General features: G+C 61.0%; 11 protein-coding genes. 2 read left to right on the forward strand and 9 right to left on the reverse strand.

What is annotated here, in order from left to right:
* Positions 1-154 precede the first annotated feature (154 nt).
* Together ACQ4OD_RS08895 and ACQ4OD_RS08900 are read right to left on the reverse strand one after the other, a co-directional pair.
* On the reverse strand, positions 155-1,774 hold the full coding sequence (locus ACQ4OD_RS08895; protein WP_139674709.1) for an MFS transporter: 1,620 nt from the start codon (positions 1,772-1,774) through the stop codon (positions 155-157).
* A gap of 97 nt (positions 1,775-1,871) precedes the next feature.
* Positions 1,872-3,521 (reverse strand): GMC family oxidoreductase, encoded by a 1,650-nt coding sequence (locus ACQ4OD_RS08900; protein ID WP_430944184.1) that lies wholly within the window; start codon positions 3,519-3,521, stop codon positions 1,872-1,874.
* 252 nt (positions 3,522-3,773) lie between these two features.
* Here ACQ4OD_RS08900 and ACQ4OD_RS08905 point away from each other — a divergent pair, with 252 nt between their 5' ends.
* Positions 3,774-4,661, forward strand: a complete 888-nt coding sequence (locus ACQ4OD_RS08905) for a LysR family transcriptional regulator (protein ID WP_102683375.1) — start codon at positions 3,774-3,776, stop codon at positions 4,659-4,661.
* Here ACQ4OD_RS08905 and ACQ4OD_RS08910 read toward each other — a convergent pair.
* From ACQ4OD_RS08910 to ACQ4OD_RS08920, 3 genes are read right to left on the reverse strand one after another with little or no spacing between them, the layout of a single operon-like run.
* Entirely contained in the window at positions 4,650-5,468 is an 819-nt protein-coding gene (locus ACQ4OD_RS08910; RefSeq protein ID WP_430944185.1) for a sulfite exporter TauE/SafE family protein, read from the reverse strand. The two genes, ACQ4OD_RS08905 and ACQ4OD_RS08910, sit on opposite strands and share 12 nt — an antisense overlap.
* Positions 5,465-6,742 (reverse strand): NAD(P)/FAD-dependent oxidoreductase, encoded by a 1,278-nt coding sequence (locus tag ACQ4OD_RS08915; protein ID WP_111531923.1) that lies wholly within the window; start codon positions 6,740-6,742, stop codon positions 5,465-5,467. The genes ACQ4OD_RS08910 and ACQ4OD_RS08915 overlap by 4 nt, the downstream gene beginning before the upstream one ends.
* A 41-nt stretch (positions 6,743-6,783) precedes the next feature.
* Positions 6,784-7,668: an MBL fold metallo-hydrolase gene (locus ACQ4OD_RS08920; protein ID WP_430944186.1), complete on the reverse strand. Its 885-nt coding sequence runs from the start codon at positions 7,666-7,668 to the stop codon at positions 6,784-6,786.
* Between the two features lie 244 nt (positions 7,669-7,912).
* Here ACQ4OD_RS08920 and ACQ4OD_RS08925 point away from each other — a divergent pair, with 244 nt between their 5' ends.
* The gene (locus ACQ4OD_RS08925; RefSeq protein WP_430944187.1) at positions 7,913-9,214 is read left to right on the forward strand and encodes a sigma-54 interaction domain-containing protein; all 1,302 of its coding nucleotides are present in this window, start codon (positions 7,913-7,915) and stop codon (positions 9,212-9,214) included.
* Positions 9,215-9,287: 73 nt separating this feature from the next.
* Here the strand turns inward: ACQ4OD_RS08925 and gyrB are convergent, their stop codons facing one another.
* Genes gyrB through dnaA form a run of 4 tightly spaced genes read right to left on the reverse strand, consistent with a single transcriptional unit; the run spans position 9,288 to position 15,502 of the window.
* On the reverse strand, positions 9,288-11,708 hold the full coding sequence (gyrB, locus tag ACQ4OD_RS08930) for a DNA topoisomerase (ATP-hydrolyzing) subunit B (RefSeq protein ID WP_110696882.1): 2,421 nt from the start codon (positions 11,706-11,708) through the stop codon (positions 9,288-9,290).
* A 4-nt stretch (positions 11,709-11,712) separates the two neighbouring features.
* Complete coding sequence (recF, locus tag ACQ4OD_RS08935) at positions 11,713-12,816, reverse strand: DNA replication/repair protein RecF (RefSeq protein ID WP_094010826.1); 1,104 nt, start codon at positions 12,814-12,816, stop codon at positions 11,713-11,715.
* Positions 12,817-12,831: 15 nt separating this feature from the next.
* Complete coding sequence (dnaN, locus tag ACQ4OD_RS08940) at positions 12,832-13,935, reverse strand: DNA polymerase III subunit beta (protein WP_102683381.1); 1,104 nt, start codon at positions 13,933-13,935, stop codon at positions 12,832-12,834.
* Positions 13,936-13,975: 40 nt separating this feature from the next.
* A complete protein-coding gene (gene dnaA, locus ACQ4OD_RS08945) occupies positions 13,976-15,502 on the reverse strand; it encodes a chromosomal replication initiator protein DnaA (RefSeq protein WP_277502399.1) in 1,527 nt (508 codons plus the stop codon).
* Positions 15,503-16,078 lie beyond the last annotated feature (576 nt).

Here is a 16,078-nt window from a genome sequence, read left to right on the forward strand (position 1 = left end):
GTGAAGCCGCAGGCTGGGGCCGCTTGGCGGCCCTTTCGCTGCGGTTCGTCGCCACGACAAGCCAGCTCCCACAGGTACGCGTAATCTCGAAAACTGCGCGGTGGGGTGGGAGCCGGCTTGCCGGCGAAAGGGCTGCAAAGCAGCCCCGGCCACCTCAGACCTTATCGATATCCACGTCCTTGGTCTCTTTCAGGCAGAAGATCCCCACCACCAGGCTCACCCCAGTAATCAGCACCGGGTACCAAAGCCCATAGAAGATATCCCCGGTATACACCACCAACGCGAACGATACCGTTGGCAGGAACCCACCGAACCAGCCGTTGCCGATGTGGTAGGGCAGGGACATCGAGGTATAGCGGATTCGCGTCGGGAACAGTTCGACCATTACCGCCGCCAGTGGCCCGTAGGTCATGGTGGCGATCAGGATCATGGCAACGATCAACACCACCACCATCACCTGATTCACATGCGCCGGGTCCGCCTTGGCCGGATAGCCAGCCGCTTCGATGGCGCTGCGCATGGCCGCCTCGTCGAAGCCGTTTATGGTCTTGTCGCCGATACTCACCTGCACTTCGCTGCCGGCAGCCTCGACCGAGCTGTAGGGCAGGCCCTGTTTGACCAGGAAGGTCTTTACCTTGTCGCAGGGGCTGTCGAAGCGGGCCTTGCCCACCGGGTCGAACTGGAAGGTGCAGCCCTGCGGGTTGGCGCTGACGACGATGGGCGCTTCCCGGCTGGCGGCGTCGATCTGCGGGTTGGCGTAATGGCTCAGCGCCTTGAACATCGGGAAGTAGCACACGGTGGCCAGCAACAGCCCGACCATGAGGATTGGCTTGCGCCCGATGCGGTCCGACAGCCAGCCGAAGAACACGAAGAACGGCGCGCCGATCACCACGCTGATGATCAACAGGGTGTTGGCCTGGGCCGGGTCCATCTTGAGCATCTGGGTCATGAAGAACAGCACATAGAACTGTGCGGTGTAGAAGGTCACCGCTTGCCCGGCGTTGATGCTGAACAGCGCGGTCAGGACCACCTTGAGGTTCGGCCAGGAGGTGAACGATTCGCGGATCGGCGACTTGCTTATCTTGCCCTGGGCTTTCATTTTCACGAATGCTGGCGACTCGTGCATGCTCATGCGGATCCAGGTGGAGATCGCCAGCAACACGATCGACAGCAGGAACGGCAGGCGCCAGCCCCAGGTCTCGAACTGATCACCACTGATGTAGCGGCTGGCCAGGACCACGATCAGCGACAACAGCAGGCCGAGTGTGGCGGTGGACTGGATGAAGCCGGTGTGGAAACCGCGCTTGCCGGGCGGCGCGTGTTCGGCCACGTAAGTGGCCGCGCCGCCGTACTCGCCGCCCAGCGCCAAGCCCTGGAGCATGCGCAGCACCACCAGGATGATCGGTGCGGCAATGCCAATGCTGGCGTACGTGGGCAGCAGGCCCACCGCGAAGGTCGACAGGCCCATCAGCACGATGGTGACCAGGAAAGTGTATTTGCGCCCAATCATGTCGCCGAGCCGCCCGAACACCAGGGCACCGAACGGGCGCACCAGGAAGCCTGCAGCAAAGGCCATCAAGGCGAAGATGAACGCCGTGGTGTCGTTGACCCCTGCAAAGAACTGCTTGCTGATCACCGCCGCCAGGGCGCCATAAAGAAAGAAGTCATACCACTCGAACACTGTCCCGAGGGATGACGCGAAAATGATCTTGCGTTCCTCACGGCGGCTGGGGCTGCTCGCCGCCGCGCCCTGTTCCTGGATGTAATCCGACATCGTTGCTGTCCTCGGCCCTGGGGCCACAGTGATTATTCTTGTTGTTCCACTGCCGGCAGCTGCTGACCGCGCGCTGCCGCTGTTGCACACACCCGGGTCAGGGCGTCGGTATCGCGTTGCTGTCGCTGAGGTTGGCCTGGGTGTTGGCTCCCTTGAGAATCAGTTGTGCCGCCTTTTCGGCAATCATCAACGTGGGTGAACAGGTATTGCCGGAGACTATCTGCGGCATGATCGAGGCATCCGCCACACGCAGGCCCGGAATACCGTGCACGCGCAGCTGGTTATCCACAACATCGAGCGCACCACTGCCCATGCGGCAGGTACCCACCGGGTGGAAGATGGTGGTGCCGATCTGGCCGGCGGCCTGGTGCAGGTCTTCTTCGCTCTGCAGGGCAGGGCCTGGCAGGTACTCGCGGGGTTCGAAGGCAGCCAGGGCAGGGGCCTGGACGATGCTCCGGGTAAGGCGGATGGCATCGGCGGCCACGCGCAGGTCCTCGGGGGCGCTGAGGTAGTTGGGGTCGATCAACGGCGCGGCATTCATGTCCGCCGAGCGTATATCGATCCGCCCCCGGCTGGCCGGGCGCAGGTTGCATACCGACGCGGTAAAGGCCGGGAACCGATGCAGCGGCTCGCCGAAGCGCTCCAGTGACAGCGGCTGGACGTGGTACTGAAGATTGGCGGTCGCCTGCTCGGGGCTCGAGCGGGCAAAGGCTCCCAGCTGGCTTGGCGCCATGGCCAGCGGGCCACTGCGGTCGTAGGCATAGCGCAGGCCCATGCCCAGCTTACCCCACAAGCTGTTGGCCATCTGGTTAAGGGTGCGTGTGTTCTGGATCTGGTAGATCAGGCGCAATTGCAGGTGGTCCTGCAGGTTGCCGCCGACGCCAGGCATGTCGTGGCGCACGGCGATGCCCAACCCTTCGAGCAGTTTGCGTGGCCCGATCCCCGAGCGCTGCAGGATGCCGGGCGAACCGACCGAACCTGCGCAGAGAATAATCTCGCGGCGTGCCGCGAACTCATGCCATGCACCTTGCCACAGTGCCCTTACAGCCCGGGCGCGTGTGTTGCCGAGCACAACCTGGTCGACCTGCACGCCGGTCAGCACAGTCAGGTTTGCTCGCTTGAGGATGGGCCTGAGAAACGCCTTGGCCGAGTTCCAGCGCACACCATTGCGCTGGTTGACCTGAAAGTATCCACAGCCGGCGTTGTCGCCCGTATTGAAGTCGTCGATCCTGGCGATGCCGCTTTGTTCGGCCGCGTCGCGAAAGGCATCGAGGATCGGCCAGCTGTAGCGCTGCTGCTCGACCCGCCATTCACCGTCGGCACCATGGCTGTCGCTGGCACCGGCATAGTGACTCTCGCTGGCCTTGAACAGCGGCAGCACATCCTTCCATGCCCAGCCCTCGTTGCCTTGCTCGGCCCAAAGGTCGTAGTCGGCAGCCTGGCCGCGCATGTAGATCATGCCGTTGATGGACGAACAGCCACCCAGCACCTTGCCCCGCGGATAGCCCAGGGAACGCCCGTTCAGCCCAGGCTGGGCCTCGGTCTTCATGCACCAGTCGGTGCGTGGATTGCCGATGCAGTAAAGGTAACCGACGGGGATATGAATCCAGGGATAGTTGTCACGCCCGCCCGCCTCGAGCAGCAACACCCGGCAGGATGGGTCGGCGGACAAACGATTGGCCAGCAGGCAACCGGCGGGACCGGCCCCCACGATCACATAGTCGTAGACAGAATCGGCTGATGGCATGTGCAACCTCGCGCCTGATTATTATTCTTGTCCCGATCCATCTTATTGATTAATTTCGCGGAGGAAACACGAGATTTCGCGCAGCCGTTGTGCGTTTTAGCACAGCGCCGGAGTAATGATCGGCGCAAATCCTGTAGGAGCGGCTTCAGCCGCGATGCAGCCTCCGCGGTGCTTGGCATCCGCTGCGCGGATGATCGCGGCTAAAGCCGCTCCTACAGTGAATCGACGCCAATGAACAGCCAAGGGATCAGCATGTTCGACTGGAACGATCTGCGGTTTTTCCTCGAGTTGCAGCGTAGCGGCCGCCTGCTCAGCGCCGCCAAGCGCCTCAACACTACCCACAGCACCGTCGCCCGGCATATCGAGAGCATCGAGAAGCACCTGGGCACCGCGCTATTCGTGCAGCACGCCCAGGGCTATGAACTCACACCCTCCGGCCAGGCCCTGCTCAAGCACGCCGAAGCCATGGAGAACGTTGCCCTGCTTGCGCAGGAAGAAATCACCCAGGCCATCACGCCGCTGGGCAAGATCCGCCTTGGCGTGACCGAAGGCATAGGCATCATGTTCTTCACTCCGCGCATGAAGGCACTGTTCCAGCGTTACCCAGGGCTGGAGGTGGAACTGGTGGCGGTGCCGCGGTTCGTCAGTATCCTCAACCGCGAAGCCGAGATCAGCATTCACCTGGAACGGCCCAACGCCGACCTGCTGATCACCCGCAAGCTCACCGACTACCGTCTGGCCCTGTACGCCAGCCAGGACTACCTGAATCAGGCGCCGTCGCTCAACACCCGCGAAGATCTGGCCCGGCACAACTGGATCGGCTACGTCGACGACCTGCTGTTCAGTCAGGAACTGCTGTTCCTCAACAGCTTCTGCCGCGCGCCCAACGTGGTGTTCAGAAGCACCAGCGTGATCGCCCAGCAGCACGCCGCCCAGGCCGGGCTGGGTATCGCCGTGCTGCCCAACTACATGGCCCGACACGATCCGAAGCTGGTACGCGTACTGCCCAGCGAGACCATCCAGCGCAGCTACTGGATCTGTACCCGCCGCGAGCTGCACAAGTCGGTGCGCCTGCGGGTGGTGTGGGATTACCTGCTGGCGCTGTGCGCCGCCCAGCAGGAAGAATTGCTAGCCGAGTAGTGCCTTGCCGGCGAGCAGCACGGCGGCGCCGCAGCCCACCATGGCGAACAGCTGCTGCAGGCGCGGACCGGCCAGCTTGCTCGCCAATGGCCGCGCCAGCAGCAAACCCAGCACCGCCCCTGCGGCGAACGGTGCACCGACCCTCCAATGCATCACGCCCGCCACGCTGGCGCTGACCACACTGCCAGTGGACACCAGGGCGATCACCGCCAGCGAAGTGGCGACGATGCTTTTCATGTTCAGGTTGGTGTAGCGGTTCAAGGCCGGAATGATCACGAAGCCGCCACCGACGCCCAGCAGGCCAGACAGCAACCCCGACAACATTCCGGTAAACGCCAGCGCGCGGGCGCAGGGGAGAGTCCAGCGCAAGCGCCCCTGCAACGGGTTGAGCACGCAAGGCATGATCTCCCGTTCGCCACAAGGTGACTCGCCGCGCAGCTCCCGTGCTGCCTTGCGCCAGATTCGCAAACAGGCGTACACCAACACCCCGGCGAAAACCAAGGCCAAAGGTAGGTTGGGCACACGGTGAGCGAGCATCAGGCCCAACGGCGCGCAGGCAATCCCGATCAGCGCGATGAACAGGGCCGCCCGGTAGCGCACCAGCCCCTGGCGCAGGCCAAGCACTGCACCGACTGCCGCCGCCAACCCCACGGCCAGCAGGCCGATCGGGGCCGCCTCGACCATGCTCAGCCCCAGGCCAAACACCAGCAGCGGTACCGCGAGGATACCGCCACCGGCGCCGGTCAACGCCAACACCGCGCCAATGATCGCGCCAAGCCCGGCGCCCAGCAGTTGTTGCTCGATCACTGTTGCGCCTCGACCACCAAGGGTTGCGGCCGGGCCAGCCACTCGCGGCCCTTGAGCATGGCTTTCCAGTACAGCGGCGGCAGGATCTGCGCCTTGAGCAGCCAAGCCAGGCGGGTTGGCCTGCGGCCATCGAGCAGCCAACGCGGGAAGCTCGGTGCCAGCTTGCCGCCGTAGGTGAACTCGGCCAGGACGATCTTGCCACGCTCCACTGTCAGCGGGCAGGAGCCGTAGCCATCGTATTGCGCGAGGGTCGCGAGCCGGCCAAGCGCCACCAGCACATTGTTGGCCACCACCGGCGCCTGCTTGCGGGCGGCAGCGGCGGTCTTGGCATTGGTGGTGTTGGCCACGTCGCCCAGAGCATGGATATTGCCAAACTGGCGATGGCGCAAGGTATGCGGATCGACATCCACCCAACCCGCCGCGTCAGCCAGTGGGCTCTGGCGGATGAAATCAGGCGCCACCTGAGGTGGAACCACATGCAGCATGTCGAAGGCTTCGACGCGGGTCTCGGTACTGCCGTCGGGGAGGGTGCGCACGAACGTGGCACGCTTGTTCGCGCCATCCACCGCCGTCAGGCGATGCTGATAGTTCAGGTCGACGCCGTACTTGTCGATATAGCTCATCAGCGCCGGCACATAGTCCGGCACACCGAACAGCACCGCGCCAGCATTGAAGAAGCTGGCCCTCACGTTGCCCAGGTGGCCGCTGCGCAGCCAGTGGTCACACGACAGGTACAGCGCCTTCTGCGGCGCCCCGGCGCACTTGATCGGCATCGGCGGCTGGGTGAAAAGGGCGCGCCCCTGCTTGAGGTCCTGCACCAGTTGCCAGGTATAGGGTGCCAGGTCATAGCGGTAGTTGGAGGTGACACCGTTGCGCCCAAGGGTCTCACTCAAGCCTTCGATGGCATTCCAATCGAGCTTCAAACCCGGGCAGACCACCAGCTGTTCATAGCTGACAGCGCGACCACCCTCGAGCAGCACCAGTTGGCCCTGGGGATCGAAGCCGTCCACCCGCGCCTTGATCCAGCGCACATCGCGGGGCAGGGTGGCGGCCATGGTGTGGGCGGTACTCGACGCCTTGAACACACCGGCACCGACCATGGTCCAGCCTGGCTGGTAGTAGTGCACATCGGCGGGGTCGATCAGGGCAATATCCAGCGACGGATCACGGGCGATCAGGCTGGAGGCGGTGGCGATACCGGCGGCACCTGCGCCAACGATCACCACCTTGTGGTGGTCGGCACGGGAGGAATCGGCAGGGGACAGGGCAGGCATGGCGGTGTTCCTTGGAAATCTCGTTATGGGTACGGCGTGGCTTACAGCTTGTTCAGCGGGATCTTCAGGTAGCTCACACCGTTTTCTTCAGGTTCGGGGAATTGCCCACTGCGCATGTTGATCTGCACCGACGGCAAGATCAGCACGGGCATGTCGAGGGTCTTGTCACGGGCTTCGCGCATCTGCACGAAGCTGTCTTCGCTGACCCCTTGATGAATATGGATGTTGTCGGCGCGTTGCTCGGCCACGGTGGTGACGAAGCGCAGCTCACGGCCACCAGGCAGGTAGTCGTGGCACATGAACAGCCGGGTCTGGTCCGGGAAGGCGAGCAGCCGACGGATCGACTTGTACAGGGTTCTTGCGCTGGCGCCCGGGAAGTCGCAACGGGCGGTGCCATAGTCGGGGGTGAACAAGGTGTCGCCGACGAACACGGCAGTCTCGCCCGCATCCTCGACCATGTAGCTCATGCATGCCGGGGTATGTCCAGGGGTGTGCAGGGCGCGGGCATGCAGGTTACCGATGCGAAATCCTTCTTCATCTTCGAACAGGACGTCGAACTGGCTGCCGTCACGAGCAAAACCCGGCTCGGCGTTGAACAGGGTGCCAAAGACTTTCTGAACCTGGGTGATCTGCGCACCGATCGCGATGCTGCCGCCCAGCCCCGCCTTGAGGTAGGCTGCCGCGGACAGATGGTCGGCGTGCACATGGGTATCCAGAATCCATTGAACCTTGGCATCCAGCGCCTCGACGCGGGCGATCAGCTTGTCCGCCGAGCTTGTGCAGGTACGCCCGGACTTGGGGTCGTAATCCAGCACGCTGTCGATCAGCGCGCATTGCCGCGTCTCGCCATCCATGACCAAGTAGCTGATGGTCCAGGTCGCCTTGTCGAAGAACTCTTCAACGTGAAGGTTGTTGCCGATGATCATTGCACTCTCCAGTTATCCCAAGCCTCCTTGAAGGCATAGGCAGTTGAAGGTGCTTTATCAAGATGCATGCCAGCCTTTCAGATAGACGCCTTCCCCCTGTAGGAGCGGTCTCGTGCGGTGAAGGGCGAGCAGTAGCCCTCATTCCAGCAACCCACAGGTGACAGTTCCTGGCAGTCGACTGTCAGCCGATGGCAGTGATTGGCAGTCCTTGCTACGCTCGCCAGGTCCTCCATCTGGTGCTGTCATGCTAGCCGCTTCCCATCCCGCGATCATCGCGCTGGTGTCCTACCTTGAACACGATGTGCTGCCCAGCATCGTGCTGGACACCGACTACAACATCCTCGCCGCCAACGCCGCCTACCGTCGCCAGTTCGGCAACGAGGAACACGCGCCAATCGGCGATAAGTGTCATCGGGTTTCCCATCACTACGCCGTTCCCTGCGACCAGGCGGGTGAGCACTGCCCGCTGCGCAAATCGCTGGACAGCAAGGTGCCCGAGCGCGTCCTGCACATCCATCACACACCACGCGGGCCGGAACATGTAGATGTGGAACTGCGTCCGATCCTCGACGGCGAGGGCAGGGTGGTAGCGTTCGTCGAGCGGCTGACCAGCGTCACCCTGGCATCGGCACAACCTCAACAACAGGGTTTGGTCGGCCGGGCTCCGTCCTTCAAGAGCGCCGTTTCCAGTCTGCAACGTGCCGCCCCCGCGCAGATCCCGGTCCTGCTCCAGGGTGAATCCGGGACGGGGAAGGAGCTTTTCGCACGGGCATTGCACCTGGGCAGTCCCCGGGCCAATGGCCCCTTGGTGGTGGTGGACTGCACCGGGCTGACCGAATCACTGTTCGAGAGTGAGTTGTTCGGCTATGAGAAGGGGGCTTTCACCGGCGCGACCCAGCGCAAGATCGGCCTGGCCGAAGCGGCTCACGGTGGAACACTGTTCCTCGATGAAATCGGTGAGGTGCCGCTGACCATGCAAGTGAAGTTGCTACGTCTGATCGAATCCGGAAGCTTCCGTCCGGTCGGCAGCACGCGCACGGTCCATTCAGACTTCCGTCTGGTCTCAGCCACCCACAAGCCATTGAAAGAGATGGCCGTTGAAGGGACCTTCCGCGAAGACCTCTACTACCGCATCAGCGGTTTCCCGATTCGCCTGCCATCGCTACGCGAAAGAGTCGAGGATTTGCCGTTGCTCTGTGAGAGCCTATTGCAACGTATGGCCGGCAAGCACGCGCCCAAGGTTAGCCCCGAGGCACTCGAACGCCTCGTTCTTCATACCTTCCCAGGCAACATTCGCGAGCTCAGAAACATACTAGAGCGGGCGCGATTGTTTGCTGATGATGGACTTATTCGCCCGGAGCATCTCCCGGAGGAGATCCATTCGACTACAACGCAGTCTGTTAACCGGAGATGCGGAAGGAACAAGATGGCGGATCTGGCCCATGCCTTGGAAACCTTTAACGGTTCTCGAAGTGAGTTGGCTGAACATCTTGGGATGAGTGAGCGTACGTTGTACCGTCGACTAAAGGCCTTGGGGATTTCGTAGTTCCACGTGGAACATTCGTGAAGGCAAAAAAAAGCCAATCCCTGGGGATTGGCTTTCTGTTACTGCCCGCTTATCAGAAGTCCAGGTTCGACACCGACAGCGCGTTACTTTCGATGAAGTCGCGACGCGGCTCGACTGCATCACCCATCAAGGTGTTGAACAGTTGGTCGGCGGCGATGGCGTCCTCGATAGTTACCTTGAGCATGCGGCGCACAGTCGGGTCCATGGTGGTTTCCCACAGCTGGTCCGGGTTCATCTCACCCAGCCCTTTGTATCGCTGGATGGTGTGGCGCTTGGTGCTCTCGTTCATCAGCCAGTCGAGGGCTTCCTTGAACTCGGTGACCGCCTTGCGGCGCTCACCGCGCTGAACGTATGCACCTTCACCCAACAACGTACCGAGTTTTTCGCCGAGGGCGACGACGCTGCGGTAGTCATTGCTGCCGAAGAAATCACGGTTGAAAGTGACGTAGCTGGCCAAGCCGTGAGAGGTGGTTTCAACTACCGGCAGCCAGATATTACGTTCCTTGTCCTCGTGCAAGTCAGCCTTGTAGGCCAAACCAGAACGCTGGCTGTTGTCCAGGCGCTGCTGGAACGCCTTGAGCCAATCATCCATCTGCGCCTTGTCAGCCAATTGCTCGACGGTAACTTTTGGCAGGTAGATGAAGTTCTCGGTCAGCTCTTCCGGATACAGGCGCGACAGGCGCTTCAGCGTTTTCATCACACCGCGGAACTCGTTGACCAGTGCTTGTAGCTGAACACCAGAGACCGCTGGCGCTGCTTCATCCAGGTGCAGGCTGGCATCTTCCAGGGCCGATTGGGTCATGTATTCTTCCATGGCCTCATCGTCCTTGATGTACTGCTCCTGCTTGCCTTTCTTCACCTTGTACAGCGGTGGCTGAGCGATGTAGATGTAGCCACGCTCGACCAGCTCCGGCAGTTGACGGAAGAAGAAGGTCAGCAGCAGGGTACGGATGTGCGAACCGTCAACGTCAGCATCGGTCATGATGATGATGTTGTGATAGCGCAGCTTGTCGATGTTGTACTCTTCGCGGCCGATACCACAGCCCAGTGCGGTGATCAGCGTGCCAACCTCCTGCGAGGAGATCATCTTGTCGAAGCGTGCCTTCTCGACGTTGAGGATCTTACCCTTCAGCGGCAGGATCGCTTGGGTGCGACGGTTGCGGCCTTGCTTGGCCGAACCACCCGCGGAGTCACCCTCCACCAGGTACAGTTCGGAAAGGGCAGGGTCTTTCTCCTGGCAGTCGGCCAGTTTGCCCGGCAGACCAGCGATATCCAAGGCACCTTTACGACGAGTCATCTCGCGTGCTTTACGCGCCGCTTCACGGGCACGTGCGGCATCGATCATCTTGCCGACCACGGCCTTGGCCTCGTTGGGGTTTTCCAACAGGAAGTCGGCGAAGTACTTGTTCATCTCCTGTTCCACGGCGGTCTTCACCTCCGAGGAAACCAGCTTGTCCTTGGTCTGCGAGCTGAACTTCGGATCCGGCACCTTGACCGAAATGATCGCGGTCAAGCCTTCGCGAGCGTCGTCACCGGTGGTGGCAACCTTGTTCTTTTTCGCCAGGCCTTCTTGCTCGATATAGCTGTTCAGGCTACGGGTAAGCGAGGAGCGGAAGCCGACCAGGTGGGTACCACCATCGCGCTGGGGAATGTTGTTGGTGAAGCACAGCAGGTTTTCGTTGAAGCTGTCGTTCCACTGCAGGGCAATTTCAACACCCACGCCATCTTCACGCTGGACGTTGAAGTGGAAGACCTGGGAGTTGACCGGAGTCTTGTTGGTATTCAGGTACTCAACGAAAGCACGCAGCCCACCCTCGTACTTGAAGAACTCTTCCTTGCCGCTGCGCTCATCCTTCAACAGGATACCGACGCCGGAGTTCAGGAACGACAGCTCGCGGATACGCTTGGCGAGGATGTCCCAGCTGAAGTGGATGTTCTTGAAAGTTTCAGCCGAAGGTTTGAAGTGAATGTGGGTACCGGTGGTTTCGCTGTCACCCACCACCGCCATAGGCGCTTGGGGCACGCCATGGACGTAGGTCTGTTCCCAGATCTTACCGCTACGACGAACGGTGAGCACCAGCTGCTCCGACAAAGCATTCACTACCGAGACACCTACACCGTGCAGACCGCCGGACACCTTGTAGGAGTTATCATCGAACTTACCGCCGGCGTGCAGCACGGTCATGATGACCTCTGCTGCCGAAACGCCTTCTTCTTTATGCACATCGACCGGAATACCACGGCCGTTGTCACGAACGCTGATGGATTCGTCCGGATGAATGATGACGGTAATGTCATCGCAATGCCCGGCCAGGGCTTCGTCGATCGAGTTGTCGACCACCTCGAACACCATGTGGTGCAGGCCGCTGCCGTCATCGGTGTCGCCAATGTACATGCCGGGACGTTTGCGTACGGCATCCAGCCCTTTCAGCACTTTAATGCTGGAGGAGTCGTACGTTTGATTTTCGCTCATGCCTTCACTCCCGATGGTCGTGGGTCTGGGTGATACGGCCTTGTTCCACGTGGAACAAGGCAACTGGCGTTTCCGTCTGCCAGCCTTCCCTCAGAAATTCGTGGTCTACACAGGTGATGAACACCTGGCAGTTCAATTCTTCAAGCAAGCGGCACAGGGCGCGGCGGTGCTGCTCGTCCAGCTCGGACGGCAAGTCATCCACCAGATAAATACACTGACCGCGACGAACCTGGCTGACCAGGTGCCCCTGTGCAATGCGCAGGGCGCAGACCACCAACTTCTGCTGCCCACGCGAAAGAATGTCGGCCGCATTGTTCGCGCCCAATCGAAGGCGCAGATCAGCACGCTGTGGCCCGGCCTGGGTGTGGCCCATCTGCTGATCGCGAAGCAGGGAGGCCGCGAGAACTTCATTGAGTTCCCGGTCCTTGTCCCAGCCTCGGTAGTAGCTCAGGGTCAGCCCGTCCAGTTCGACCAGTTCGCTCAGGGTCTGCTCGAAGACAGGCTTCAAGGCCTTGATATAGTTGCGACGGTATTCATCTATCTCCGCACTGGCGAGACATAACTCTCGATCCCAGGCGGCTTGCGAAACGGCGTCCAGTGTACCATGCCGGAGCCATGAGTTCCGCTGCCGCAGGGCCTTCTGCAGGCGCTGCCAGGTAGCCATGAAGCGGGGTTCCACGTGGAACACGCCCCAATCGAGGAACTGCCGGCGCACTTTGGGCGCACCTTCGAGCAGCCGGAAACTGTCCGGGTTGATCAACTGTAATGGCAGCATCTCTGCCAGTTGCGCGGCGCTGCGCGCGTTCTGTCCATCGATGCGAATGGTGAAATCCCCCTGGCGCTCCCGCGACACACCAAGGTTGCTCATACCGCCCTCAGCCAATTCGACCTGGCCGAACACCGTGCAGGTCGGCTGATCGTACTGGATCACCGGGTTTAACCGGGTGCTGCGGAACGAGCGCGCAAGACCGAGCAGGTGCACAGCTTCGAGCACGCTGGTCTTGCCGCTGCCGTTGGCGCCGTAAAGGATGTTGATGCGAGGGGAGGGTGAGAGGGTCACCGGGTGCAGGTTGCGCACCGCGGTGACCGAGAGACGTCGAAGGGACATGTCGCCTGCTACGGGTTACAGACGCATCGGCATGACAACGTAGGACGAGTCGTCATTGCCGGCTTCCTGCAACAAGGCGCTGCTGTTGGAGTCCGACAGAATCAGGCGCACCTGCTCTGTAGTCATCACACCCAGCACGTCCAGCAGGTAGCTGACGTTGAAACCGATCTCCAACGAGCTGCCGTTGTAGTCGACGCTGATCTCTTCTTCCGCTTCTTCCTGTTCCGGGTTGTTGGCCTGGATTTTCAGTTGGCCAGCGGCCAGTTGCAGGCGAATGCCGCGGTACTTCTCGTTGGACAGGATCGCGGTGCGGCTGAACGCTTCGCGCAGTGCCTGACGGTCGCCGATCACCAGCTTGTCGCCACCTTTAGGCAGAACGCGCTCGTAGTCCGGGAACTTGCCGTCCACCAGCTTGGAGGTGAAAGTGAATTCACCGGTGGTGGCACGAATGTGATGCTGGCCCAGAACGATGCTGACCATGCCTTCCGGGTCTGTCAGCAGGCGCGCCAGCTCCAGGATACCTTTGCGCGGCACGATGACCTGATGACGATCAGCTTGATCGATCGGTGCCTGCATGGCGCACAGCGCCAGGCGATGGCCATCGGTGGCCACGGCACGCAAGGTGCCGGGGGATACTTCCAGCAGCATGCCGTTGAGGTAGTAGCGCACGTCCTGCTGGGCCATGGCGAAGCTGGTGCGTTCGATCAGGCGGCGCAGTTTGCTCTGCTCAAGCTGGCAGGTCAGCGAGCCTGGACCTTCTTCCACGGTCGGGAAGTCATTGGCCGGCAAAGTGGAAAGGGTGAAACGGCTGCGACCGGCCTTGACCAGCAACTTCTGCTCGTCGACCTTGATGTCGATCAGCACATCACTGGGCAGGCTCTTGCAGATGTCCATCAGCTTGCGCGCCGGGACGGTGATCTCGCCCGGTTCAGCCGGTTCTTCCAGCTGTACGCGGCCAACCAGTTCGACTTCCAGGTCGGTACCGGTCAACGACAGCTGCTGGCCTTGCACGACCAGCAGGACGTTGGACAGAACCGGCAAGGTCTGGCGGCGCTCGACGACGCCTGCGACCAGTTGCAGGGGTTTCAACAGGGCTTCGCGTTGAATGGTGAAATGCATGGTCTAGTCCCTTGCCTTCAAATAGCTGCGCAGACGGTCATCAGGTCGTCAGCGTACGCAGCAGGTTCTTGTAGTCCTCGCGGATGTCCGCGTCGGATTCCTTCAATTCATTGATCTTGCGGCAAGCGTGCAACACGGTGGTGTGGTCACGACCGCCGAACATGTCGCCGATCTCCGGCAGACTGTGGTTGGTCAACTCTTTCGACAACGCCATCGCTACCTGCCGTGGCCGCGCCACCGAGCGCGAGCGACGCTTGGACAACAGATCGGAGATCTTGATCTTGTAGTACTCGGCCACCGTGCGCTGGATGTTATCCACACTGACCAGCTTGTCCTGCAGCGCCAACAAGTCCTTGAGCGACTCGCGGATCAGCTCGATGGTGATGTCGCGGCCCATGAAGTGCGAGTGGGCAATCACCCGTTTCAGGGCGCCTTCCAGTTCACGCACATTGGAGCGGATACGCTGGGCGATGAAGAAGGCGGCATCGTGCGGCAACTCGACCTTGGCTTGGTCGGCCTTCTTCATAAGGATGGCCACACGGGTTTCCAGCTCCGGTGGCTCGACGGCGACCGTCAGCCCCCAGCCGAAACGCGACTTCAGGCGCTCTTCCAGGCCTTCGATTTCCTTCGGGTAGCGGTCACTGGTGAGGATCACCTGCTGGCCACCTTCGAGCAGGGCGTTGAAGGTGTGGAAAAACTCTTCCTGCGAGCGCTCCTTGCGGGCGAAGAACTGAATGTCATCGATCAACAGCGCATCGACCGAGCGGTAGAAACGCTTGAACTCATTGATCGCGTTCAGTTGCAGCGCCTTGACCATGTCGGCCACGAAGCGCTCGGAATGCAGGTAGACCACCTTGGCATTCGGATTCTTTTTGAGCAGGTGGTTACCCACAGCGTGCATCAAGTGGGTCTTACCCAGGCCCACGCCCCCATAAAGGAAGAGCGGGTTGTAACCATGCTTGGGGTTGTCGGCGACCTGCCAGGCCGCGGCGCGGGCCAGCTGGTTGGATTTACCCTCGACGAAGGTCTCGAAGGTGAAGGTACGGTTCAGGTAGCTGGTGTGCTTCAAGGCACCTTCGACCTGCACCGTGCGCTGCTCGGTACGCCCGTTGGCCTTCGGGGCCGTGCTGGTGTCGCTCATGCTGTCGAAGCTGTCGCGGCTCAAGGGCTCTTCGACCTCGGCGGCCTGAGTTGGCTCGACCGCTGGAGTGTTCGCATGCTGAACCGCAGCCACCGAAGGCTGCACCTGCGTCTGCTGCGCAAGGGTTGCGGCTACGGCGGCGCTGACAGGTGCGTTGGGGGCAGCACGCGCTGCGGAACTGCGACGGCTGCCTATCAACAAGGAAAGCGCGGGAGCAATGCCGCTGCCCTGTTCACCCAGCAGTTCGAGCAGGCGGCCAAGGTACTTCTCGTTGACCCAATCAAGCACGAAGCGGTTGGGCGCATAGACGCGCAACTCGTCGCCTTCGGCTTCGACCTGTAGCGGACGGATCCAGGTGTTGAATTGCTGGGCAGGCAGTTCATCGCGCAGAAGCTCCACGCACTGCTGCCAAAGTTCCACTGACACGGATATCCCCTGAGTTGAAAGCCGGATGAGGCAAAACAAACCGCCATTGTACCGGGCAGGCGACCAGTTATCCACACGTGGTGGCGATCGCGATAACGGTAAAACCGCCAAAAACTGACGCTTACATCACGCAAGCAGTGTTGATAAGCCCTGTGGATAAGCGCACCTGTGGGCTATGCACAACCCAGGGTTGAGGTCTGTGGATAAAACCTCTGTGGATAAACAGCCATTCACTCCACAGGTTGTCCTCATGGCCCGCACAGCCAGAGCACCCTTTACCGACAAGGTTGTGGATCTCTGTACAGCTCGTAAAACGTGACCTTGAGGCACTTATCCACAGAAGGTTGCCCAGCTAAGATCTATAAGTTCTTCAAGAAAGCTTTTTATATGCCTCTTTGTTTTTTCTGTTTGCCTGCGTTTTGTCCACGCGGGCAAACGGCCATCGTTCGAGGGAGATTCGATCTACCCTGATTCGACCTTCCATAAGGAATGGCTGGTTGGAAATTGACCTATTGCCTTGCTTTCTCTAGAATCGCCGATCTCTTAAAAAGGGGGCCCTTCCGGCCCGTTGTCGAC

This window comes from Pseudomonas sp. WC1 (assembly GCF_050586565.1).
In the GTDB taxonomy this organism is placed as follows: domain Bacteria; phylum Pseudomonadota; class Gammaproteobacteria; order Pseudomonadales; family Pseudomonadaceae; genus Aquipseudomonas.

Bases quoted from the DNA above. Each gene is read 5' to 3' on its own strand.
- ACQ4OD_RS08895 (WP_139674709.1), bottom strand. From the start codon at position 1,774: ATGTCGGATTACATCCAGGAACAGGGCGCGGCGGCGAGCAGCCCCAGC.
- ACQ4OD_RS08900 (WP_430944184.1), bottom strand. From the start codon at position 3,521: ATGCCATCAGCCGATTCTGTCTACGACTATGTGATCGTGGGGGCCGGT.
- ACQ4OD_RS08905 (WP_102683375.1), top strand. From the start codon at position 3,774: ATGTTCGACTGGAACGATCTGCGGTTTTTCCTCGAGTTGCAGCGTAGC.
- ACQ4OD_RS08915 (WP_111531923.1), bottom strand. From the start codon at position 6,742: ATGCCTGCCCTGTCCCCTGCCGATTCCTCCCGTGCCGACCACCACAAG.
- ACQ4OD_RS08920 (WP_430944186.1), bottom strand. From the start codon at position 7,668: ATGATCATCGGCAACAACCTTCACGTTGAAGAGTTCTTCGACAAGGCG.
- ACQ4OD_RS08925 (WP_430944187.1), top strand. From the start codon at position 7,913: ATGCTAGCCGCTTCCCATCCCGCGATCATCGCGCTGGTGTCCTACCTT.
- gyrB (WP_110696882.1), bottom strand. From the start codon at position 11,708: ATGAGCGAAAATCAAACGTACGACTCCTCCAGCATTAAAGTGCTGAAA.
- recF (WP_094010826.1), bottom strand. From the start codon at position 12,816: ATGTCCCTTCGACGTCTCTCGGTCACCGCGGTGCGCAACCTGCACCCG.
- dnaN (WP_102683381.1), bottom strand. From the start codon at position 13,935: ATGCATTTCACCATTCAACGCGAAGCCCTGTTGAAACCCCTGCAACTG.